This window comes from Streptomyces rectiverticillatus (assembly GCF_013394065.1).
GTDB classification, from domain to species: Bacteria; Actinomycetota; Actinomycetes; order Streptomycetales; family Streptomycetaceae; genus Streptomyces; species Streptomyces rectiverticillatus.
In genome coordinates this window covers 6,935,648-6,957,218 of sequence record NZ_CP040752.1, presented here as the reverse complement: position 1 = coordinate 6,957,218, position 21,571 = coordinate 6,935,648, and the positions used below count along the sequence as shown (strand labels likewise).

Here is a 21,571-nt window from a genome sequence, read left to right as displayed (position 1 = left end):
GGGAGCCCAGGGTGCGTTTGTACCCCTCGGTGCCGGCGCCCGGGTCCCCCGTGGTTCGCGAGCTCACAGTTGTGAGGTCCTCTCTTGCCGTGACGTGTCCGCAGCGCCGTGGCGCGCCGGACGTCCTGTCAGTAAACGATCTGTCAGTACAAGATCCCTCAGGAGCGCCGTGGTGACCAGCATGTTCACCGGCTTGATCTAGAAGTAGCCTTCGCGTTTGCGGTCCTCCATGGCGGCTTCGGAGAGTCTGTCGTCGGCTCTGGTGGCGCCGCGTTCGGTGAGGCGGGAGGAGGTGATCTCGGTGATGACCTCTTCGACGGTGGTGGCGTGGGAGTCGACGGCGCCGGTGCAGGACATGTCGCCGACGGTGCGGTAGCGCACGGTGCGTATCCGGCTCTCCTCGCCGTCGCGGGGGCCGCCCCAGGTGCCGGGGGCGAGCCACATGCCGTTGCGGGCGAAGACCTCGCGTTCGTGGGCGAAGTAGATCGCGGGCAGTTCGATCTTCTCGCGGGCGATGTACTGCCAGACGTCGAGTTCGGTGAAGTTGGACAGGGGGAAGACGCGGACGTGCTCGCCGGGGGCGTGGCGGCCGTTGTAGAGCTGCCACAGTTCGGGGCGCTGGCGGCGGGGGTCCCAGCCGCCGAATTCGTCGCGCAGGGAGAACACGCGTTCCTTGGCGCGGGCTTTCTCCTCGTCGCGGCGGCCGCCGCCGAAGACGGCGTCGAAGCGGTGGCGGGTGATGGCGTCGAGGAGGGGGACGGTCTGCAGGGGGTTGCGGGTGCCGTCGGGGCGCTCGCGGACGCGTCCGGTGTCGATGGCCTCCTGGACGGAGGCGATGTGCAGGCGCAGTCCGTGGCCGGCGACGGTGCGGTCGCGGTAGGCGAGGACTTCGGGGAAGTTGTGGCCGGTGTCGACGTGCAGCAGGGCGAAGGGCAGGGGCGCGGGGGCGAAGGCCTTCAGTGCCAGGTGCAGCATGACGATGGAGTCCTTGCCGCCCGAGAACAGCAGCACCGGCCGCTCGAACTCCCCCGCCACCTCACGGAAGACGTGCACCGCCTCCGACTCCAGCACCTCCAGGTGCGCCAGGTCCCGCGGACGGCCGCTCGCACACGTGTCCCCGGAGGGGTTCTCAGGCTCCATGCCGTCCATCCTGCCCGTGCTCACCCCTCGGCGAGCACGACCACGTGGTCCTCTTCGCCGAGGGTGAGGGCTGCGGCCTTGGGCGGGTTGAGGAAGACCCCGTAGAAGGGCGGCCGGTCGCTCAGCGCGTGGAGCCGGTAGCCGATGGCGGTCTCCCCGCACTGCCGTGCCGCCTCGATGACCGTCGCGAGGTTCGCCTCCGCACCCGGGTGCAGGTAGCGGGGCGCGGGCTTGAGGTAGATCTCGGAGCCGGCGGGGTCGAAGAGGTCGGCGAGCACGTCGTGGAGGCCGGGATTCTCGGCCAGCTGGGTCAGCAGCAGGCAGACGAGCTTGGTGCTGACGATGAAGTCGTCGGCCTTGGTGACCTGGGCCACCTCGCGGTTGCTGTCGTCGTTCATCTCCGTGACGATCGAGTACGGGTCGCCCAGGCGGACCTCGATGTCCCGCAGGTGGAGCAGGGTGACCAGGGTGCGGTCGTCGGCGAGGTCGGGCGGGACGCTGTCGTCCGAGAGGACGATGACGTGCTGGTAGCCGCCCGGGCCGAGGGACTCCAGCGACCTCCTGCTGGTGGGGTCGCAGGGGCGGTGGCGGACGGTGAGGTTCTCCCGTGGAGTGTCGAGGGCCCCCACGGGCCACCGGGGTGCGGCGATGTCGAGGACGGAGCCGGGCCGGACGAACTGGTCCAGCAGGCTGACGATCTTCGGGGCGCGGGAGTTCCAGCCGATGAGCAGGGTCCGGTCGGGGGCGGGCTGAGTGCCCGGGAGACAGGAGATGGCCGTGCGGACGACGGGGACGCAGGTGTCGGCGAGGCGGATGAGCAGGTCGTCCTCGGCGAGGACGGCCACGCTGTCCCCGTGCCGGATCACGGTGTCCATAGGGGGGTTGACCAGCACCTCGCCGCCGGGCCTGCGCAGGCCGATGGGGATGCCGAGCTCGTAGGCGTGCAGCGCCTGGCCGTAGGTCGTGCCGGTCAGTGCCGGTTCGGGCTGCAGGTAGATCTCGTTGCCGACGAAGCTGAGCAGCTCGTCGCAGACCGCGGAGAGCCCCGTCTGCCGGTGCGACTGGACGACGAGCCGGACGGCGAAGTCCTCTGCGTCGACGACCAGGCCGGTCTCCCCCGCCGCGAGGCGCGCCACGGAGAGGTTGTCCGAGTTCTGCACGGCCGCGACGACGTGGGGCCGGGGGCCGCGCCAGGTGCGGTTGTTCAGCAACAGCAGCACCTTGATGACGCTGGTGTCGCTGTCGTCCCCGCCGGGTGGCAGCACCATGACCGACCGGGCGGTGTCGGGGCTCACGAGCTCGAGGTCGGCCCGCTTGAGGGGGTTGCCGGAGCGGCAGATGACGTGCGTGCGGCCGGTGTCGGGGACGCGGGTGCGGATCCGGTCCTCCATGGCGACCTTGTCGCGGTCGGCGAGGATCACCACGCACGAGCGGCGCTTGCTCTGGTTGGCCTCGGCCAGCTCGGCGACCACCGTGAAGACCTGTTCCGACCAGCCCAGGATGATGGTGTGCCCGCGCTCGACGAGCCGTGAGCGGCCCTTGCGCAGCTGCTGGAGCCGGGTGTCCAGGCCGGTGGTCATGACGCCGATGAGCGCGCTGACGATGAAGATGCCGCCGATGGTCACCAGCAGCATCAGGACCAGGAACGCCGGTCCCCCGGTGTCGCCGCCCATCGTGCCCGGGTCGAGGGTGCGCAGCATGCTCATCCAGGCCACGCCGGCCCAGCCGCCGTTGGCCTCGGTGTCCTCGTCGGTGCACAGCACCACCAGGACGGTGGTCGAGGCGACCAGCAGCAGCGAGGCCAGGGCGAGCCAGCCGATGAGGGCGGGGGTCCCGCGGTCCATGGTGGCGTCGAACCAGTACCGCAGCCGTTCCCGCAGCGTCGTGCGCGTCATGTCCCGCTCCCCCCTCGCTCCGGACGGATCATCCCAGGCGGAAAGCGTCCCGGTGGCAGAATGGGAGCGTGGACCTCCTTCCCCATTTCCACCGTGAGGTACGGGCGTTCGAGGCCGCGGCCCGCCGGGCGGCCGGTGCCGGCGGGTCGCCTCCGGTCCCCTCCTGCCCCGGCTGGTCGGTGTCGGACCTGGTCGTGCACCTGGGCAGCGTGCACCGGGGTGTCGCACACATCGTCAGGGACCGGCTCACGGGCCCGCCGGACGCCTCCGACCCGGCCTTCTCCGCCGGGCTCCCCGAGGACACCGCGGACTGGCCGCGGCCGGAGCACGCGCCCAACCTCGGGCCGCTGCCGCAGAGCCTGGCCGACTGGTTCGCGGAGGGGGCGGCCGCGCTGGAGGCGCTGTTCCGCAGCCGCGCTCCGGAGGAGCCCGCGTGGACGTGGTCGCGGGAGCGGACCACCGGTTTCTGGCTGCGGGTCCAGACCATCGAGGCGGCCGTGCACCGCTGGGACGCGGAGAACGCCCTGGGGACGCCCGGGCTGGTCGACGCCACGCTCGCGGCGGAGGCCGTGGGCCACTCGTTCGAGGTGATGGTGCCGTGGAGCCGCGCCCGCACCGCCGCCCCGCCCGGCTCCGGGGAGCGGTACCGCTTCCGTCGGACGGACGGCACCGGAGTGTGGACGGTGCGCTTCGACGGGGACGACGTCCGGTACGGGGACGACGTCCGGTCCGGCGACGGCGCCGGCGAGCGGGAGGCCTGTGACGTCGAAGTGGCCGGTACGGCTTCGGAGCTGATGCTGTTCCTCTGGGGGCGGATCCCCGCCGACCGGCTCGCGGTGCAAGGTGACCGGGACGTCCTGGACCGCTATGCCGCCCTCGTACCCCCGGTCTGAAAGCCGCGTGCGGGCCCCTCGTTCCTTGACCCCGCCCAGTGGGGGCTGATAGACCCCCGGATACCTGAACGAACGCCGGGGCTGCGGGAGTTGGATGATGGAGATCATCGACGATTTCGGTCTTCCGGTCGCCATGGTCGGCGCCGGTGAGCTCGCCGCCGCACCCTGGACCCGGGCCGGCCCGAAGTCCGTGGCCGTCGTCCGGATGACCGACCCCCCGCCGGAGCTCCACGGTGAACTGGCCCGCCGCGGCTTTGTGCGCAAGCCCTCGACCGTGACGTGGCGGGCGGCCCTCGGCACCGGCGAGGAGGAGTTCCTGCGGCGCCTTCCCCGCAAGTCCCGGCAGCGCATCCACCAGGCGCGCCGGATGATCGCGCGGGACGGCCTGCGGGAAGTCGTCGAGGACCGGATATCGCCCGAGGGCCTCGACCTCTTCCTCGACCTCTACGAGGACCGGGTGGCGCGGATGCCGTACGGCGTGGCCTTCGCCCGCAGGCACCGGGAGACCATCCTGTACGGCCCGGAGAAGTACTTCGCCGTGTTCCTGTACCGCGGGGAGGCGCTGGAGGGCGGCACGCTCGCGCTGGAGTCCCCGGACGAGAGTGCGGTCAGGCTGCGCTGGTCCGCCGTCACCGAGGCGGCGCGGCGGGCGAGCCTCCCGCGCGCCCTCTACTGCGCGACGATGCGGGTGGCCCGCGAGAAGGGCTACGCGTGGGCCACGATGGGCGACGACCCCAACCTCTACGGGCACATCCCCCGCCCGGGGCTGTTCACGTTCAAGGCGAGCATGGCCTTCGAGGCGGTCCCGTCGCAGGACTTCGCTGATCCGGCGGGCTTCGACGAGGCCGATCTGGTGCTGTCGCTGGACGCCCTGACGGACCCGGTGCTCATGCTCGGCTACGCGGACGGCGGGAACGACGGGGCGAGCGACCCCGGGGACGGCCCGGCGGGGCGCGGGCTGCGGGCGTTCCTGGTGAGCGGCTCGCCGGTGGACACCGAGCCGTACGCCGCTCCCTTCCTGTCCGGCCCGGCCGTCGTGCGGCAGCTGCCGGGCGGGCTCAGGGGGTGATCCGGCCGCTGCCGCGACCCTGCGTCGCGTCGCACCAGGCGGGGCCGGTGCCGGTGCAGCGCCGGTACGGCGGGGCCGGGACGCCCCGGGCGCGCAGCCGGGCGCCGTCGTCGAGGTGGAAGTCGGGGCGGGGCCGGCTCTCGTCGTAATAGCGGTGGAAGACGGGGGTGAGCGCGCCCGACATGGGCGGGACGATCCACGACCAGTCCGCCGGGCAGCTGCGGCCGGCGAGCTCCTCCCTGGCCAGGTGGCGCAGGAAGCGGGCGGATTCGGTGTGGTGGTCGGCGATGGTGACACCGGCGGCGTCGAAGGAGTGCAGGACCGCGCGGTTGACCTCGACGAGCGCCTGGTCGCGCCAGAGGGTGCGGGTGCTGGAGGTGTCCAGGCCGAGCCTGCGGCCGACCTCGGGCAGGATGTCGTACCGGTCGGTGTCGCAGAGGTTGCGGACGCCGATCTCGGTGCCCATGTACCAGCCGTTGAAGGGGGCCGCGGAGTAGGAGATCCCGCCGATGCGCAGCCGCATGTGGGAGATGGCGGGGACGGCGTGCCAGCGCAGTCCGAGCTCCGCGAACCAGGGCAGGGCGGGGTGGCTCAGCGGGACCTCGAGCACGTCGTCCGGGGGGAGCTCGAACATCTGTAAGGCGTTCCCCCTGGTCTGGATGATCAGGGGCAGTACGTCGAAGCGGCCGCCCGCGCCCTCCCAGCCCAGCCGGGTCGCCAGCTCGGTCAGCCCGAAGCCGCCGGGGTCTCCGGTGTAGCCGCCCTCGAAGCGCAGGTAGCCGGCGTAGCGGACGAGCTGCTCGTTCCATATGAGGACGGGCGGGCCCTCGGCGTCGTCCTGCGGGAAGACGGTGACGACCGGTCTGATCCGCCCGGCGTTGGTGGCCGTCCGTAAGTGGGCGAGGCACTCGGCGGCGACGTCCGCGGCGTTCGTGACGTGCCGGCGGTCGCGGACCCGCAGGCTCTGCCAGTAGAGCCTGCCGATGCAGCGGGCGGAGTTGCGCCAGGCGACCTTGGCGCCGAAGGCGAGCTCTTCGGGGGTGTGGCGGTAGGTGCCGGTCTCGGCGACCTGCCGGCGTATCGCGATCAGCCGGGTGTGGAGGGCGCCGTCGTCCAGCCCGGACTCGTCGTGGAACTGCCGGACGAAACGTTCTGCTTCCCCCTCGTCCACCACGGCCCGCGGGTGCCGCCCGTTTCGCTGATCGGTCGTCATCGAGCCCCCACCTTGCGCCGGCCGCGGCCGGCTCCGGCCCGGACGGCCGGGAAAAAGACCTTCGGACATGCGCGCCGGGACATCGTATGCGGCGGCTTCGCGGCGGCCAAGGAGTCTGCGGAAAGGCCTCCGGGCCGCCCCATCACCATGTCCGATGACCGCCAGACAGGCGGGCGCGGCATGGGAACAATGACCACGTGCTCGACTTCGACAGCTACTACCGGGCCATGGCCAGCCGCGACGCGCGGTTCGACGGGTCCTTCTACGTCGCGGTGACGACCACCGGCGTCTACTGCCGCCCGGTGTGCGGTTCGCGGACGCCGAAGCCGGAGAACGTGCGCTTCTTCCGGATCGCCGCGGCGGCCGAGGCCGCGGGGTTCCGGGCGTGCCGCAGGTGCCGGCCCGAGGCGGCGCCCTCCTCCCCCGAGTGGAACGTGCGCGGCGACCTGGTGGCGCGGGCGCTGCGGCTGATCGCGGGCGGCGCGGTCGACGAGATCGGGGTGGCCGGGGTGGCCCGGCAGCTGGCGGTGAGCGAGCGCCACCTGCACCGGCAGCTGGTCGCGGAGGTCGGGGTCGGCCCCCTCGCCCTGGCGCTCAACCGCCGGACCCAGGTGGCCCGGCTGCTGATCGAATCCAGTGCGCTGCTGCTGTCGGAAGTGGCCCTCGCCGCGGGCTACTCCAGCGTCCGGCAGTTCAACGACGGGATGCGCGCGGCCTTCGGCTGCTCGCCCACGGAGCTGCGCAGGGCCTGCGGGGCCCGGGCGGACCAGCCGGCGGGAGACCGGGCCCCCGGCCGGTCCGGGCCGCTGGTGCTGCGCCTGCGCTACCGGCCGCCCTTCGACGGCGCGGGCATGCTGGCGTGGCTGCGCGAGCGGGCCGTGCCCGGCGTCGAGGAGACCGAGGGCAACCGCTACCGCCGTACGCTGCGCCTGCCGCGGGGCAGCGGCACCGCCGAACTCGACCTCACCGTCGCGGCGGCCGCGCGCGGCCGGACCGGGCAGCAGCACGTGACGCTGCGGCTCACGCTCGCCGACCTGCGCGACGTGACGGCCGCCGTACGGCGCTGCCGCGACCTGCTCGACCTCGACGCCGACCCCGCGGCGATCGGTGACGCCCTGTGTCCCGACCCGTGGATCGGGGCGCTGGTGCGGGCCTCACCGGGGCTGCGGATGCCCGGGTGCACGCACGGCTTCGAACCGGCCCTGCGGGCGGTCCTCGAACAGTTCGCCTCCCTGGCGGAGGTGCGCGCGGTCTGCACGCGGATGGCCGTGCACTGCGGCGAGCCGGTCGCGGCGGCCAGCGAGGGCCGCCCCTGCCGGCTCTTCCCCTCCGCCCAGGCGCTGGCGGACGCCGATCCGGCCGCGTTCGGCCTCGCCGGGAGACCGGCGGCCGCCGTACGGGCCCTGGCCGGTGCGGTGGCCGCGGAGAAGCTGTCCCTCGAACGGGACGCCGACCGGGAGGAGACGGCGGCGAGGCTGCGCGAGCTGCCCGGCGTGAGCGAGTGGGCCGCACAGCGCATCGCGATGCACGCCTTGGGCGACCCCGACGCCTTCGCCCCGCAGGACCCGCAGGTGCGGGCCGCGGCGAAGTCCCTGGGCATCGCCGGAGGCCGCGACGCCGCCCACCTGACCGAACACGCCCGGGCCTGGCGCCCGTGGCGCTCGTACGCGGCACTGCACCTCCTGAAGTCAGCTGCGGTATCGCGCCCCTGAAAGGGGCGCGGGGCCGTGTCACATCTGCGGCTCCGCCGCGTGGGCGCGACCGGCCGCATACAGCCCGCAGCCGACCGACTGTCCACCGGGCGGAGCCCGGAACCTGAGGAGACCGGTGAACGCACACGGCATGCGCAGCACAACGCTGCCCACCCCCCTGGGCCCCTTCAGCCTGCTGACCACCGAGGACGGCATCCTCGCCGCGGGCTTCACGGCGGCCCCGGCCGCCCTCACGGCCGAGCTGCCCCCTCCGTGGCGCGGCCGCGACCCCGTGCCGGCGGAGGCACCCGAGCCGTACGCGTCCGCGCTCGCCGCCTACTTCGAGGGCCGGGTCGAGGCGATCGACACCCTCCCCGTCGTGCAGAGCGGCAACGGCTTCCACAAGGCCGCATGGCAGGCGATGCGCAAGGTCCCACCCGGCACAACGGTCAGCTACCGGCAGCTGGCCGAGTCCGCGGGCAACCCGAGCGCGGCACGGGCCGCCGGCGCCGCCTGCGCCGGCAACCTGATCCCGCTGATCGTCCCCTGCCACCGCATCCGCCGCTCGGACGGCACCCTCGGCGGCTACTACTACGGCCTCGCGGTCAAACGGTGGCTCCTGGACCACGAGAGGAGCGCGAGCGGCCGATGAGCGCGTACGGGCGGGTGCTGCGATCCGGCGACTTCGGACGGCTCTGGCTGGGCGCCTCCGTGTCGCTGCTCGGTGACGGGATGACGTTCCTGGCCCTGGCGTGGCTGGTGCTCGAGGAGGGCGGCACCGGACGGCTGGGGCTGCTGGGGGTCTGCTTCACGGCGCCGGTCGTCGTGGGCGGTCTGCTCGTGGGGCCGCTGCTCGACCGGTTCGACAAGCGGACGCTGCTGATCGCGGACAGCGTGTTCCGGGCGGCGTGCGTGGCCTCCGTCCCCCTCGCGGCGGCCGCCGGCGGGGTGCCGGAGTGGCTGCCGTTCCTGGTGGCGGCGGTCTACGGGCTGCTCAAGATGGTGCCGCTCGCCGGGTTCCCCGCCGCGATCCCGCAGCTCGTCGGGGACCGCGACCTCGACACCGCGAACGCCCTCGAATCGCTGAGCTTCAGCGTGGCGACCGTCGTCGGCCCGGCGGCGGCCGGCGTCCTGGTGGGGGCGATCGGCGCCCCCCAGGTGCTGCTCGTCGACGCGGCGTCCTATCTGGTCTTCGCGGCGCTGGTGGCGACCGTGCGCCGGCCGCTGTCGCCCCCCTCGCGAGCGGGGCGGCAGGCCGGGAAGCAGGCGCCGAAGGCGTCGCTGAAGGGCCTCGCGCGCGACCGGGTGATCGTCTCCACGACGGTCGCCTTCATGCTCTTCAACATCGCCGACGGGATGCTGATCCTGGTCGTCGGGCCGTGGCTGGCGAAGAACGAGCTGCACGGCGGCGCTCCGGTCCTGGGCGCGCTGACGGCGGCCCTGGCGGCCGGGGAGGTCCTCGGCGCGGCGGTGGCCGGCGGGGGCCGCCTCGGGCCCGCGTCGGTGCGGCTGATCGGGCTGGTCCAGACGGGGGCCGCGCTCGCCTTCCTCGCCGTGCTCGGAGCGCCCCTGGAACTCGTGGTCGGCGCCGGCTTCTTCGCGGTGGGCCTGCTGAGCGCGCCCATGACCGTATGGGCGCAGTCGCTGCGGATGCGGCGCATCCCGCCGGAGCTGCACGGGCGGGCCTTCGCCGGGCTGCGCACGCTGATGACGGGCACGGCGCCGCTCGGGGCGGTGATCGCCGCCCCGCTGCTGGCGGGCGGCAGCCTCACCGCCGCGGCCGTGACGATGGCCTGCTGCGCCGGGCTGCCGGGCCTCTATCTGCTGGTGTCCTCCACCGGCGACGGCTCCGCTCCCGCCGCTGCCGCCGGGCCGGTGCCGGAGCGGGCCGACACCCGCTGAGATGTCGTGCGCACCACCGTGTGCACCGGCGGCCGGCGCCCGAGGAAGCCGCGCAGGGCGAACTCCCAGCCGTAGGCGCCCGCCAGGGGGAAGACCACGAGGTCCCCGGCGCGCAGCCGGCGGACCCGGATGCCGCGGGCGAGGATGTCCTCGGGCGTGCACAGGGGCCCGGCGAGGGAGACGGTGGTGTCCGTCAGGGCGGGGCGGGGGCACGCGTACGGCCACCGGCCGACGTCCACGACGGCGGCGTCGAGGGCGACTTCCAGGAGGGCGGGCAGCATGAAGTGGTTGATGCCGCCGGCGAGGACGGCGAACCGGCAGCCGGCCACCTCCTTCACGTCCGTCACCTGAGCCGCGTAGTAGCCGCTGTCCGCCACGAGCCAGCGCCCGGGTTCGAGGACCACCCGGACGCCCGGCGGGGGCGGGGCGGCGCGCAGCCGGGCGGTGAACCTGCCGAGGTCGAAGGGTGCCCCGCCGCGCGGAGCGACGCCGAGGCCGCCGCCCGCGTCGAGCACGCGCAGGACGAAGCCGTGCTCGCGGGCGGCCCGTACGGCCCAGTGCAGCCGTGCCTGCACGTGGGCGGCGTGGGCGTCGGCGTCGAGGTTGTTGGACACCACGTGGAAGTGGTAGCCGACGAGGTCGAGTCCGGGCAGGGCGCGGGCGACGGCGGCCGCTTCCGGCAGTGCGTCCTCGCCGATGCCGAACTGGGTGGCGTGGCCGTCCATGCACAGCGCGCCCTGCAGCGGTGCGGTGGCCGCGTTGACGCGGAGCACGACCGGGATGCGGCGGCCGGCCCGGTCCGCTGCGGCGGCGATCCGGTGGAGTTCGAGGGTGCTCTCGGCGCTGACGAAGTCCACGCCCGTCCGGGCCAGGGCCGTCAGCATGGCGTCGGTCTTGCCGGGCCCGGTGGCGATCAGGGCCCGGGCGGAGGCTGCGCGGGCCGCCCCGGCCTCGCCCTCGGAGGAGACGTCGAATCCGTCGACGCCGGGGGCGAGCGCTTCGAGCACGGCCGGGAAGGAGTTGGCCTTCACGGCGTAGAAGGCCTCCGCCCAGTCCGGGAGCCCGGCGCGCAGCAGCGCCGCCCTGCGGCCCGCCGCGGCCGGGTCGTGCACGTACGCGCACAGCGGCTCCGGCCCGGCCTCCTCCGCAAGCCGGCGCAGCCGCTCGACGACGGGGCCGGGCAGGGCCGAGGAGGGCAGGGCCGGGCGTGCGCCGGTGCCCGGCGACCACTGCTGGGCGGGCCAGGGGACGGCCGCGGCGGGCTGGGTGGCGGCCATCAGAAGTACGTCTCCAGGGGGCCGGTGCGCCGGATGTCCAAGGTGGCGCAGTGGAAGGCGCCGCCGAAGGCCGTGTAGTGCTCGAAGGTGCAGGGGACGGGGTCGAATCCCCACTGCTCGAAGGCCTTCAGGAGCGGTGTCTGGGACCGTTCGACGACCACGTGGTCCGGGTCGAGCATGAGCACGTTCAGGCTGCTCCACGCGCTCATCAGCCCCCGCTGCATGACCGGGGTGACGACCGGCTCCGGGGGGATGAGCACGTCCCAGGAGCGGAAGACGGAGGGGAGGCCTTCCGGGTCGATGAACTCGGGGTTGACCAGGACCTTCCCGGGGGCCAGGGGCAGCAGGGAGGTGTCGATGTGCATGGCCCGCGGGTACCGCGAGACGACCTCGTGGACGCGGTAGCCCGGCCCGAGGTGCCGGCGGAGCCACTCCAGGCCGAGGGCGTTGGTGACGTGGCTGCGCTCCATGAACAGGTCCCGCCCGCAGCGCATCACGTCGGCCGCGTCGAAGACCGGTTCGGCCTCGGTGACCAGGTACGTCATCTCCTGGTCCGGGGGCGGGACCTCGTAGCCGGGGCGGTACTGCGCGTCGAGGAGGCGGGGCTTGGGGGCGGCGGTCCAGCGGGCGCCGCGCTCGAAGTACTCGGTGAGCAGGCCGCGGTAGGGCCAGGTCTCGAAGTACCGGTTGCGGTCGGCCATCGGCACTTCGATGATCTCGTCCCCGACGACGAGCAAAAGGTCGCGCGGGTTCGCGGCGGAGATGCCGTTGGCGACCGCCCAGGAGGGGGTCGCGAACGGGCGGGAGGGGTCGGGCGGGTCGGGGCGGCGTACGGTGACGTGGGCGTCGTGGAGGATGCCGATGAGCTCCTCCAGGCCGCGCTCCGCTTCCTCCACCACGTCCTGGGGCATCGGTTCGCCGGCGGAGGCGCTGAGGTGCTCCTGTGCCGCGGGCGGTACGGAGATGCGGTCGAGCACCTCCCACGACGACGTCATCGCGCCGTCGACCCTGCCGACGACGACTTCCTCCAGCGGGTCCCATTCGTTGTGCGAGGAGACCACGGGCATGAGGGGGCTTCCTTCCGTGAGGGGCGGCGGGAGGACGAGGGCGGGGCTAGCGGGTCATGCAGTTCTCGTCGCTCTCGCGGCCGCTCCGGTAGGCGATCTCCCCCTTGAGGACCTTGCGGTAGAAGCTCCAGTACGAGGTTTCGGTGACGAGGATCTTCTCCTGCATGGCGGCGTGCAGCTGCGGCACGTTCACCATGGGGACCCCCTGGTGGTAGTGGTGCGCGGTGTGCAGGTTGTTGTAGTTGGTGAGCCAGCGGGCGAAGCGCGAGGCGTGGATGGTCCGGGTGTTGCTCAGGACGTTGTCGTCGGTCTGGGTGTTCAGGCCGAAGTGCTCGGGCATCTCGATCAGGAAGTGCGCCGCCTCGCTCACGAGGAGGGCGGGGGCGAACCAGGCCAGGACGACGAACCAGTCGCGGGTCAGCACCCCTGCCGCGACGGCACCGGCCAGCAGGACGAGCAGCAGGGCGTACTCGTTCTGGACGGCCCGTCCGGCGCGGGGCCGCTCGACGCCGGGGATGGGGCGCCGGGCGGCGCCGCGGCCCAGATTGCGCAGGACGTCGGCGTAGCGGCCGGGGTGGAACGCGGCGAGGGCGAAGCCGTGCACGCTGTCGAGGCCGTGGAAGCGGTAGTTGAAGAACTCCTGGTTGCGGGGGGTGCCGAGGAAGGCGTGGTGGCGGAGGTGCTCGTACTTGTAGTGGGAGTACGAGCTGAACATGAACATCCCGCAGACGAAGCCCCAGGTCCGGTTCGCCCACCGGGCGTGGAAGGCGTGCTCGTGGAGGCACTCGTGCTGGAGCTCCACCAGGTAGGCGTACATCACGCCGAGGACGAGGACGGCGGCCGCGCAGGTGACGGGGTTGCGGAATTCCAGCAGGGCCGTCCAGCAGACCACGATCACGGCGAAGGCGACGCCGATCTTGGCCATGAAGCGCCGCGGGCGGCGCTCGAAGTACGACATCGGCAGGCCGCGCCGGGTGTCGGCGCCGCGGACCGGCGCCAGGGCCACGTCGTGGGAGCCGTCGAGGTTGAGCTGTTCCCCTTCGTGGGGAGCCGTGCGGGACATGGCTGTTCCTCCTTCTGCGAGGGGGGGCGGGCGCTCCGCGGGCTACGGATGCGCGGGGACGATCAGCCGGCCGGCCGTCAGTGCGGTGGTCACGCAGGGGGCCTGCGCGTAGGACTCCCGGCCGATCGGGTCGCGGGCGAGTGCCGGGCGGGCCGGGGAACAGGCGGCCCCGGCCTCCCGCAGGAGTGCGGCGGGCGCGCCCCTCACCCGCAGGAGCCCTCTTCCCCGGGCCTCCTGCGCACCGTCCACCAGGCAGTACGCGGCGAGCCAGCCGGGGCGGCCGTCGGCGGAGCGGCCGCAGGGGGTGAGGGAGTCGAGGAGGAGGGCGCGTCGGGGGAAGGCAGTACGGGGGAGGCGGCCCGGCGCGGCCGGGGGCCGGGTGCCGGTGGCGAAGGTGCCGTGCGGCACCAGCCAGCGGTCCGGCTCGGCCAGCAGCTCGCACGCCCGGCGAAGGTCGGCGTGGCGGCGGCCGGTCGCGGTGACGAGGCCGCGGAGGGGGAAGTCGTGCGGAGGGTAGGGCGAGGAGCATCCGCTGCCGGGCCCGCCGGCCGTGCCGTCCTCCTCCTGTGCGGCGGCGGTCAGCGCCAGCAGCGCGGCGGGGCCGAGGACGACGGGGTCGCCGGGGCGGATGTCGCCGGGGTCTGCGGCGGACGCCCAGGGCAGGGAGCGGGGCGGGCCCGTCCCGTCCTTGAGGTGGAGCACGCGGTCGCGGTCGCGGACGAGGAGGTACGTACGCGTGGACAGGGCCACGCGCCTGCCGTCGCACTTGACGTCGGTCGTGATGCGGCCGGTCTCCACGAGCAGGCCGTCCTCGCCGAGCGCGGGTGCGGAGCGGTCGCGGAGCGCGCGGTGGACGGCCCGGGCGCGGCGCCCCGGCTCCTCGCCTGTGGCGGCCGCCCCGGTCGACGACAGCCGCCAGGTGCCGGGCTCGTCGGAGGCCGCCGTCATGGCCAGCCGGGTGCGCGTCTCGCCTGCGCCGGCGTCCAGGCGCACGATGTCGTGGCTGCGGGTGACGGTGACGGCGGGGTTCACGGCGCGCACCGCAGGCGGGAGAGCCGGAGGGCCGGCGCGCACATGCCGACGTCGAACAGCAGCTGGCCGTCCTTCCCGCACAGGGCGTTGTCGCCGAACTCGGTGTGCGCGCCCGTCTCCACGACGCGGGTGAGGACGTCGGCGCGCTCGCGCAGGCGGCCGCGGACGTACTCGCCCGTGCGGCGCCCGGAGCGGATCCGCTCGCCGAGCACCAGGCGGGCTTCGAGGGCGGCGCCGGTGCGGATGCCGTCCGCGAGGCGGTGGACGAGGAGCCCGTGGCCGGCGTTCTCGACGAGCGCGTCGGTCCCGGCCTCACCGGGCCGGCACAGGACGTTCGACATGCGGGGCAGCGGCCGGTGCAGCACGGACGCGGCGCGGCTGTTGGCGGTGGGCATCGCCGCCCCGGCGGCGGCACTGGAGAGGCTGTGCAGCTGGCGTACGAGCCTGCCCTCGTGCACGATCCGCTGCCGGCCGAGGCAGACGATGCCTTCGTCGTCGGTGGCGTAGTGGGCCGGTCCGCCCTCGGCGAGGGGGTCGTCGTCCAAGGTGATCAGCTCGCCGGCGACGCGGCAGCCGAGCCGGTGGGCGAGGGCGGGCATGCCGCCGGGCGACGCCTCGGCGAAGTGGCCCGCCGCCTCGTGCAGCAGGACGCCCGCGGCCTGGGGCATGAGCACCGCCGCGCACTCCCCCGGCTCCGCATCGCGGGCCGCGTCGACGGCGGCCACCAGCCGGGCGGCCGACTCGCACCACGCCGGGTCGGTGAGCCGGGGCAGCGCCGGGCCGCGGCCGCTGCGCCCGACGGGGACCTCGTGCCCGCCGGGTGTGAGCAGGTCGCCGGTCAGCGACCAGACGCGGCGCGCCTGGGGGGCGCCGGTGCCGTGGGCCGTCCCCGCGACGACGCGGACCGAGGAGACCTGCGAGAACTGCAGGACGGCGCGGCCCCCGAAGCGTTCGCGGAGCGCGGCGAGAGCGGCCAGGACCTCGCCGTGGTCGTCCGGCGGCTCCGGCTCGGGGAGTTCGATGCGCCACGGGCCCGGCGGGTCGCCGGAGAAGATGCGCGTGCCGCGGCCCGGTCCCCGGTCGTGGCGGCCCATGCGGGTGGACAGGCGGTGGGCCGACGTCCCGCGCGGCCCGGCCGTCACCACACTGCCGACGGCCGCTTCGCAGGCGACGGTCTCCCCCGCCGGGCCGTCAGCGGGCATCGGTGCCGCCGTTGACCGGCGCCTCCAGCAGCAGGCCCATCCCCGCCAGCGAGCGGACCAGCTCCAGGCCGCGGCGGAGCGTGGTGTCCGGGTCACCGGGGTCCTCGGGGAAGACCTCGGCGATGAGCTGCCGCGCGGTGCGCCGGCCGTCGGCGCGCTCCAGCAGGTCGCGCGCGCTGCGGCCCAGCTGGATGGTCTCGATCCGGTCGCGGGCGCTCTTGCGGGTGACCACGTAGCTGCTGCCGTTCGCGCCCGCACTCTCCTGGGCCGCGGGCGCCTCGGCCGGGCCGCGCAGCATCCGGTGCAGGTCGTGCGGGAACTCGGCGCTCAGGAAGTCCCCGGCGCGGAGGGCGGATTCGGGGCCGACGTCGGGTGCCGCGGGGCGCGGGGGCGGCTCGGGCAGGTCGGCCGCGGCCAGCCGCATCATCTCGTAGCGTACGAGGGACGCGGCCGGCGAGTCCTCGATGCCGAGCCGGACGGTCTCCTCCTGGGCGAAGACCAGCAGGTCCCGTGCCTCGCTCTGGTGGCGGAAACGGGTCCCCGGCGAGTGCTCGGCGTTGTACTCCTCGATCCAGGCCACCCAGCGCTCGTACCAGTCCATGGGCGAGTCGTAGTACGGCAGCAGCCGCGGCCACAGGGACGCGAGGACGACGACGTGGCCCGAGAGCTCCTCGGCGGCGTCGATCAGCGCGTCGCCCACGTCGGGGCAGGCGAAGCGGTAGTCGGTGCAGAAGACGTCCTTGTGCTCGCGCCGGTACTGCTGGATCTGTCCCATGAGCCGGTCGGTGACGGGGATGTCGTAGTACTCGGCGGGGCGGTTGAGGGTCGGCGCGTACTGCTTGTACATGGGCGACTGGTGCAGCGGGACGAGCGTGAACAGCTGGCTGCGGCCCTGGCCCTCCTCCAGGAACTGGAAGAAGCGGGTGAGGGTCTCGGACATGGTCTCGCGGGTCTCGGTCGGGTAGCCGACGATGAAGCCGGTGACGGGGCGGATGCCCGCGGCCTTCGTCGCCCGGACCACCTCCAGGGACCGTTCGAGGTCGAGGTTCTTCCTGATCCAGCGCTGCATCTTCGGCGAGCCGCTCTCGATGCCGTAGTAGATCTCCTCGCAGCCCGCCGCGCCCATCTTGTCGAGGAGTCCGGCGTCGATGAGGTCCGTCCTGGTGCTGCAGCCCCAGGTGACGCCGAGGTCGCGGGCGATCAGGGCGTCGCAGAACTCGTGGGTCCAGGGGCGGTTGCAGGTGAAGATGTCGTGCGAGAAGTTCACGCTGGTGCGGCCGAACACGTCGCGGACGTACTCCAGCTGCCGGATGATGTCGTCGATGGGCCGCATGCGGAACTTGCGCTCCCAGAAGGGTGCGGTGGCGCAGAAGGAGCAGCGGAAGGGGCAGCCGCGGCCGACGTCCAGGTACAGGCGGGCGCCCTTGGACATGTCGTAGGCGTAGTAGGCGGGCCAGGGCAGGTCGGCGAGGTCCTGGAACAGGGGCCGTTCGGGGTTGACGACGGCCTCGCCGCCCTTGCGGTGGGTGAGACCGTGGATCCCCGAGGGGTCCTCGCCCGCGTGCAGCGTCTCCAGGAGCTCGTTGAAGGTCGCCTCGCCCTCGCCCCGCACGATGAAGTCGGCCCAGGGGAAGCGGCCGAGGAACTCGGCGCTGATGGGGGTGACGGCCGGGCCGCCGAGGCAGATCCGGGTGTCCGGGGAGCGCCTGCGCATGGCCTGCCCGAGGAGGACGGTGTGGACGAGCGAGTCCGCGTCGGTCATCAGGCCGACCAGGGAGTCGCCGGCCGCGAGTACGGACTGGGCCAGGCTGTCGTAGAGGGCGTCGTCGTTGGGGACGGCGCCGTCGAGCAGCAGCTGATTGGTCTCGACGACCTCGATCGCGGCGGGCGCTCCGGCCGCGTCGGCGGCGGCCTTGAGGGACAGCAGGCCGACGGGGACGAAGTTCTGCATGGGCGGCGGGTCGCCGGGCCGGGTCCGCAGGGACATCCCGCCGTGGTTGAGGTGCGGGCTGGTGGCGAGCGCGACCTTCATCATGAGCGCTCCCCGGCCCGTTCGCCGCGGCGCAGTTCGACGCGCGGCTCGGCCATGATGTGTTCGCGGAAGAGCTCTTCCCTGCGCAGGATGCTCTGCAGCTGGAAGTCGCTGGTGCCGCAGCCGTCGAAGGTGCCGTTGAGGATGCTGGACTGGCTCGGGCAGCGCCCGGTGCAGAAGTACTTGTCGTCGTTGATGGGGCAGCCTTCGCAGGTGTCGCGGTAGTTGTCCCAGGTGATCTTCCGGATGAGCCAGTCCTCGCTCTCCCAGATGCCGGCGAACGGGGTGAGCTGGACGTTGCCGCCGCACAGCACCTTGTTCCCGGCGCAGGTGCTGCAGGGGAAGACGTCCCCGGCGGAGTTCACGTAGCAGACGCCGCGTCCGCTCATGCAGCGGCGCGTGGCGAAGACCATGGTGTAGAGGAAGTCGAGCACCTTGCCCGCGCACAGGCCGAGGGTGCGGTCCTTCTCGCGGCCCCACTCCTCCTCGTCGATCCAGAACCGGGCGGTCCGCTCGACGTCGTGCATCGAACTGGCGAGGTCCTTGTGGAGGGCGCCGCGACCCATCGGGATGAAGGGCACGCTGCGCAGGCTGACGTCGTTCTCCTTCGCCCAGTCGATGATGACGGGGAGGTCGTCGACGTTCTCATGGGTCGTGGTGGTCATGATGCTGGTGTTGAATCCGCGGTCCCGGAGTTCGGCGAGCCGGCGGGTGACGTAGGCGAACTCGCCTTCGTTGCGGTATTTCCCCTGCCCGTGCAGGCCGTCGATGCTCATGCTGATGATGACGTCGTCCTGCGGTATGCGGGAGAGGATGCGTTCGCTGAGCGTCGTGCCGTTCGTGGCGATGCCGATGACGAATCCCAGGTCGTACGCGCGCTGCACGATCTCGCAGAAATCGGGGTGCATGGTGGGTTCGCCGCCGGTGACGATCAGCGAGAAGACGCCCATGGCCGCCCATTCGTCGAGCAGCCGCATGATGAGCTCGGTGGGCAATTCGGAGCTGCGCGCCCGGCCGCCCTCGACGAAGCAGTGCGGGCAGCGGAGATTGCAGGAGCGGGTGATCTCCAGCCACACCATGGCGGGCGCCCGGAAATGGAAATCCGTCTCCACGGAGAGTCTTTCGACGAGGTGGGCCGTGCATCGTTCGGGTGGTTCGCCCGCGCGCAGCAGGGCTTCGGCGCCCTCGTCGTACATGGCCACCGAGCCGTCCGGGAATGCGGCCAGCCAGCCGAAGTCCTCCCGGCGGTAGCGAATGACCGGCCGGGTCTTCGGCGGCAGCCGCCGGGCGTATTCGGGCGTGCAGGACGAAAGGTGCTGCAGCAACGTACCCCTCCATCGTCTCCGTCGTCGTCCGTCTCCGTCGCGCGCGGGACGGACGTGAACCGCCGGGACCCTCGCCGGTGAGCACGAGAGCCCCGGCGGTCGTCGGGTGCTCCGGTTCCCCGCTGCTACTTGGGGGTACCGACGGTGCTGGCCGTGGTGGCCGTGCGCTCTTCGATGACGGAGATCTCCTCGACGGCGCGCTCGGGCGAGTCGGGTACGGACGGCATGTCCTGGGGCGAGACGTGCAGGTGGGCGATGCGCAGGTCACCGCGGGCCCCGCGGGTCACCACGAGGGTCTCGCGCAGGTACTGCTGCTCCTCGCCGAGGGCCACCCGGCAGTGCAGGCTGACGAGGGCCGTGTCGCCGAGGATCCGGATCTCGGGCGAGAGCAGCTGGCTGCGCCGGGCCGTACCGGCGGCGAGGGTGAACACCCGCTGGAATTCCTCACGGCTGTCGATGCGGGTGGGCGACGACAGAATGAAGAAGGTGGCGTCGGGGGCGAACAGGTCGAAGTACCCCTGGTCGCTGCGGTCATATGCCGACCGGTACTCCTCGAGGAGCTGCTGGACGGCTTCCCTGGTGATGGCGCCCGCGGTCACCGTGGGCACGAAATCTATGGTCATTGAGCGATTCCCTTGTTTTTCGGCTGCTCCGGCTGCGTCGACTGCATGAGGGACCGGAAAGGGACGTCGTGCGGGAGCACCCCCAGCGGAGGCTGAGGGAGGGTACCTGCGGAGAATTTCTCATCTCGCCCTTGCACCAGATCGCAAGGCTCACCCAGTCGCTCGCTTGTTCGCTGGTACCCGACTATCATCGAGGGTGAGTTGACTGTCAATACCCGTGAACTCCCGTATAAAAGTGCCCAGTTGAGAGGTTTGATCGCGGCCCGGATCGGCGGTTTTCGGCGCGGAATCCGTTATTCAAGCCGGACGGGAATTCGGGAATCCCGTTCCGAATAGAGGACCGCCGGTCCCGGGGCGGCTTGCACCTGGCGCCACGGCGGTGTGAGGATGGCGCCATGGAACTCATGCGGTATGTCGACAACCTGCGCCAGGAACTCCTGGTCGCAGCCGAGGCGGGCGACGCGGAGACCCGCGAGGTCGCCGAGCGCCTCGTCGCGCCGCTCTCCTCCACCGTCCGGCTCGTCCTGCTCGACGCCCTGTCCGCCGCCGCGGACGAGATCACCAGCGATCTGGCGCCGGGCTCGGTCGAGGTCCGGCTGCGCGGGCTCGACCCGAGCTTCGTCGTCACCCTTCCCCCCGCCGACCACGGCCCCGGCGAGGCCGAGGGCGGCTTCGAGCGCCCGCACGCCGGTGCGGTGCCCCCGCGGCCCGCCCCGCTGCCGGTGCCGGCGGCCGGGGAGGACGGCGCCACGTCCCGCATCAACTTCCGGCCGCCCGAGCATCTGAAGGCGCGGATCGAGGAGGCCGCCGGACGCGAGGGCCTGTCGGTCAACGCCTGGCTGGTCCGGGCGGTGTCCGCGATGCTCGACTTCGACGAGCAGGCACGGCGCCCCGAACGCCGCGCACCGCGGGGCGGCCAGCACTACACGGGCTGGGTGACCTGACCCCCGGACGGCACCGGAGCATCGCCACCCTTCCGACCAGCGGGGACATCACCATGCCTGTTTTCGAGACGCCGCAGCCCATCTCCGTCTCCGTCGACCTCCAGGTCGGGGACGTCCGCCTCCAGGCCGACGAGCGCACCGACACGGTCGTCGAGGTGCGCCCGAGCGATCCGGGCAACGCGGCGGACGCGAAGGCCGCCGAGGACACCCGCGTCGAGTACGCGGGGGGCCGGCTGCTCGTCAAGGGCCCGAAGTCGCGGGCCTTCTTCGGCAAAGCCGGCTCCGTCGACGTGACGATCGGCCTGCCGTCGGACTCGGCGGTCGAGGGCACCGGGCAGATGGCCGCCTTCCGCTGCAGCGGGCGGCTGGGCGAGTGCCGGATCAAGACGTCGGCGGGCGACATCCGGGTCCAGGAGACCGGCCCGCTCACCGCCACCACCTCCCTGGGCGACGTCACGGCGGACCGGGTGCACGGCACCGCCACGATCACGACCGGGACCGGCGCGGTCCGGGCCGGCGAACTGGCCGGGCCGGCGGTGATCAAGAACTCCAACGGGGACAGCCGGGTCGGCGAGGCGGCCGGGGACCTGCGGGTGCGGTCGGCCAGCGGCAGCGTCTCCGTCGGCACGGCGCACGCGGCCCTGGAGGCCAAGACCGCTCATGGGGACATCCGCGTCGACGAGGTCGTGCGCGGCTCGATCGTGCTCGCCACGTCGAGCGGACAGATCGAGATCGGCATCCGGCCCGGCACGGCCGCGCGGCTCGACGTCCGGACGAAGTTCGGCAACGTGCACAACCTCCTGACGGCCTCCGACGGACCCGGGCGGGCCAAGGAGACGGCCGAGGTGTACGCGACCACGTCGGTCGGCGACGTGACGGTCCGCCGGGCCGGGGGCTCCTGACGCGGACGGGGTCCGGGCCGGCGGAGGCCGGCCGAGGAGCCCTCAGTCGGTCAGGGCCCACACCATCAGTCGGTCAGGGCCCGCACCACGACCCGTATGCCGCGCCACACCCAGCCCAGTGCACCGATCTCGATCGCGGTGTCGGCGGCGTCGACGGCCGTCTCGGCCCGGTCCGAACGCCGGCAAGTCGGGCACGTACGCCGCCGGAAGCTGCCGTCCCTTCCACAGCGCCTGCACGCGCCCCTGCGGTTCCACATGAACATGATCATCTCATGGGCGGCCGCAGGCCACGGGGCCGGAG

At 73.1% G+C, this 21,571-nt stretch carries 19 protein-coding genes; 7 read left to right on the top strand and 12 right to left on the bottom strand.

From position 1 onward, the window contains the following. Positions 1-198 precede the first annotated feature (198 nt). Together cysD and FGW37_RS30130 are read right to left on the bottom strand one after the other, a co-directional pair. A complete protein-coding gene (cysD, locus tag FGW37_RS30135) occupies positions 199-1,140 on the bottom strand; it encodes a sulfate adenylyltransferase subunit CysD (RefSeq protein WP_179083955.1) in 942 nt (313 codons plus the stop codon). 20 nt (positions 1,141-1,160) lie between these two features. Beyond that, positions 1,161-3,035, bottom strand: coding sequence for a CASTOR/POLLUX-related putative ion channel (locus FGW37_RS30130; protein ID WP_179083954.1), 1,875 nt, complete (start codon positions 3,033-3,035; stop codon positions 1,161-1,163). Positions 3,036-3,103: 68 nt separating this feature from the next. Between FGW37_RS30130 and FGW37_RS30125 the strand changes: the two genes are divergently transcribed. Together FGW37_RS30125 and FGW37_RS30120 are read left to right on the top strand one after the other, a co-directional pair. After that, the gene (locus FGW37_RS30125) at positions 3,104-3,928 is read left to right on the top strand and encodes a maleylpyruvate isomerase family mycothiol-dependent enzyme (protein WP_179083953.1); all 825 of its coding nucleotides are present in this window, start codon (positions 3,104-3,106) and stop codon (positions 3,926-3,928) included. A 94-nt stretch (positions 3,929-4,022) separates the two neighbouring features. Further along, positions 4,023-4,997 (top strand): hypothetical protein, encoded by a 975-nt coding sequence (locus FGW37_RS30120; RefSeq protein ID WP_179083952.1) that lies wholly within the window; start codon positions 4,023-4,025, stop codon positions 4,995-4,997. Here the strand turns inward: FGW37_RS30120 and FGW37_RS30115 are convergent. Further along, positions 4,987-6,210, bottom strand: coding sequence for a nitric oxide synthase oxygenase (locus FGW37_RS30115; protein ID WP_179083951.1), 1,224 nt, complete (start codon positions 6,208-6,210; stop codon positions 4,987-4,989). The two genes, FGW37_RS30120 and FGW37_RS30115, sit on opposite strands and share 11 nt — an antisense overlap. Before the next feature lie 197 nt (positions 6,211-6,407). On the opposite strand from FGW37_RS30115, the gene FGW37_RS30110 reads away from it, so the two are divergent. From FGW37_RS30110 to FGW37_RS30100, 3 genes are all read left to right on the top strand, one after another. Next, positions 6,408-7,922, top strand: a complete 1,515-nt coding sequence (locus FGW37_RS30110; protein WP_246430641.1) for a DNA-3-methyladenine glycosylase 2 family protein — start codon at positions 6,408-6,410, stop codon at positions 7,920-7,922. 130 nt (positions 7,923-8,052) lie between these two features. Beyond that, entirely contained in the window at positions 8,053-8,553 is a 501-nt protein-coding gene (locus FGW37_RS30105) for a methylated-DNA--[protein]-cysteine S-methyltransferase (protein WP_179083950.1), read from the top strand. Continuing rightward, on the top strand, positions 8,550-9,803 hold the full coding sequence (locus FGW37_RS30100; protein ID WP_179083949.1) for an MFS transporter: 1,254 nt from the start codon (positions 8,550-8,552) through the stop codon (positions 9,801-9,803). The genes FGW37_RS30105 and FGW37_RS30100 overlap by 4 nt, the downstream gene beginning before the upstream one ends. On the opposite strand, the gene FGW37_RS30095 is transcribed toward FGW37_RS30100, so the two are convergent. From FGW37_RS30095 to FGW37_RS30060, 8 genes are all read right to left on the bottom strand, one after another. Next, on the bottom strand, positions 9,719-11,080 hold the full coding sequence (locus FGW37_RS30095) for an alanine racemase (RefSeq protein ID WP_179083948.1): 1,362 nt from the start codon (positions 11,078-11,080) through the stop codon (positions 9,719-9,721). The genes FGW37_RS30100 and FGW37_RS30095 overlap by 85 nt on opposite strands. Beyond that, a complete protein-coding gene (locus FGW37_RS30090; protein WP_179083947.1) occupies positions 11,080-12,147 on the bottom strand; it encodes an amidinotransferase in 1,068 nt (355 codons plus the stop codon). The genes FGW37_RS30095 and FGW37_RS30090 overlap by 1 nt, the downstream gene beginning before the upstream one ends. Before the next feature lie 46 nt (positions 12,148-12,193). Then, complete coding sequence (locus tag FGW37_RS30085) at positions 12,194-13,210, bottom strand: fatty acid desaturase family protein (protein ID WP_179083946.1); 1,017 nt, start codon at positions 13,208-13,210, stop codon at positions 12,194-12,196. Between the two features lie 42 nt (positions 13,211-13,252). Further along, positions 13,253-14,242, bottom strand: a complete 990-nt coding sequence (locus tag FGW37_RS30080) for a hypothetical protein (protein ID WP_179083945.1) — start codon at positions 14,240-14,242, stop codon at positions 13,253-13,255. Beyond that, positions 14,239-15,444 carry a metallopeptidase TldD-related protein gene (locus tag FGW37_RS30075; RefSeq protein WP_179083944.1) on the bottom strand — a complete coding sequence of 402 codons (1,206 nt, stop codon included), beginning with the start codon at positions 15,442-15,444 and terminating at the stop codon, positions 14,239-14,241. Before FGW37_RS30075 ends, FGW37_RS30080 begins: the two co-directional genes overlap by 4 nt. Further along, positions 15,434-17,479 carry a radical SAM protein gene (locus FGW37_RS30070; protein WP_179083943.1) on the bottom strand — a complete coding sequence of 682 codons (2,046 nt, stop codon included), beginning with the start codon at positions 17,477-17,479 and terminating at the stop codon, positions 15,434-15,436. The genes FGW37_RS30075 and FGW37_RS30070 overlap by 11 nt, the downstream gene beginning before the upstream one ends. Continuing rightward, on the bottom strand, positions 17,476-18,801 hold the full coding sequence (locus FGW37_RS30065; protein ID WP_179083942.1) for a radical SAM/SPASM domain-containing protein: 1,326 nt from the start codon (positions 18,799-18,801) through the stop codon (positions 17,476-17,478). The genes FGW37_RS30070 and FGW37_RS30065 overlap by 4 nt, the downstream gene beginning before the upstream one ends. A 125-nt stretch (positions 18,802-18,926) precedes the next feature. Then, entirely contained in the window at positions 18,927-19,424 is a 498-nt protein-coding gene (locus FGW37_RS30060) for a YybH family protein (RefSeq protein WP_058043217.1), read from the bottom strand. A 395-nt stretch (positions 19,425-19,819) separates the two neighbouring features. Between FGW37_RS30060 and FGW37_RS30055 the strand changes: the two genes are divergently transcribed. Then, positions 19,820-20,368 carry a hypothetical protein gene (locus tag FGW37_RS30055; RefSeq protein WP_179083941.1) on the top strand — a complete coding sequence of 183 codons (549 nt, stop codon included), beginning with the start codon at positions 19,820-19,822 and terminating at the stop codon, positions 20,366-20,368. Positions 20,369-20,421: 53 nt separating this feature from the next. After that, on the top strand, positions 20,422-21,270 hold the full coding sequence (locus FGW37_RS30050) for a DUF4097 family beta strand repeat-containing protein (RefSeq protein ID WP_179083940.1): 849 nt from the start codon (positions 20,422-20,424) through the stop codon (positions 21,268-21,270). A 65-nt stretch (positions 21,271-21,335) separates the two neighbouring features. Here the strand turns inward: FGW37_RS30050 and FGW37_RS30045 are convergent, their stop codons facing one another. Continuing rightward, positions 21,336-21,527: a hypothetical protein gene (locus FGW37_RS30045; RefSeq protein WP_179083939.1), complete on the bottom strand. Its 192-nt coding sequence runs from the start codon at positions 21,525-21,527 to the stop codon at positions 21,336-21,338. Between the last annotated feature and the right edge of the window lie 44 nt (positions 21,528-21,571).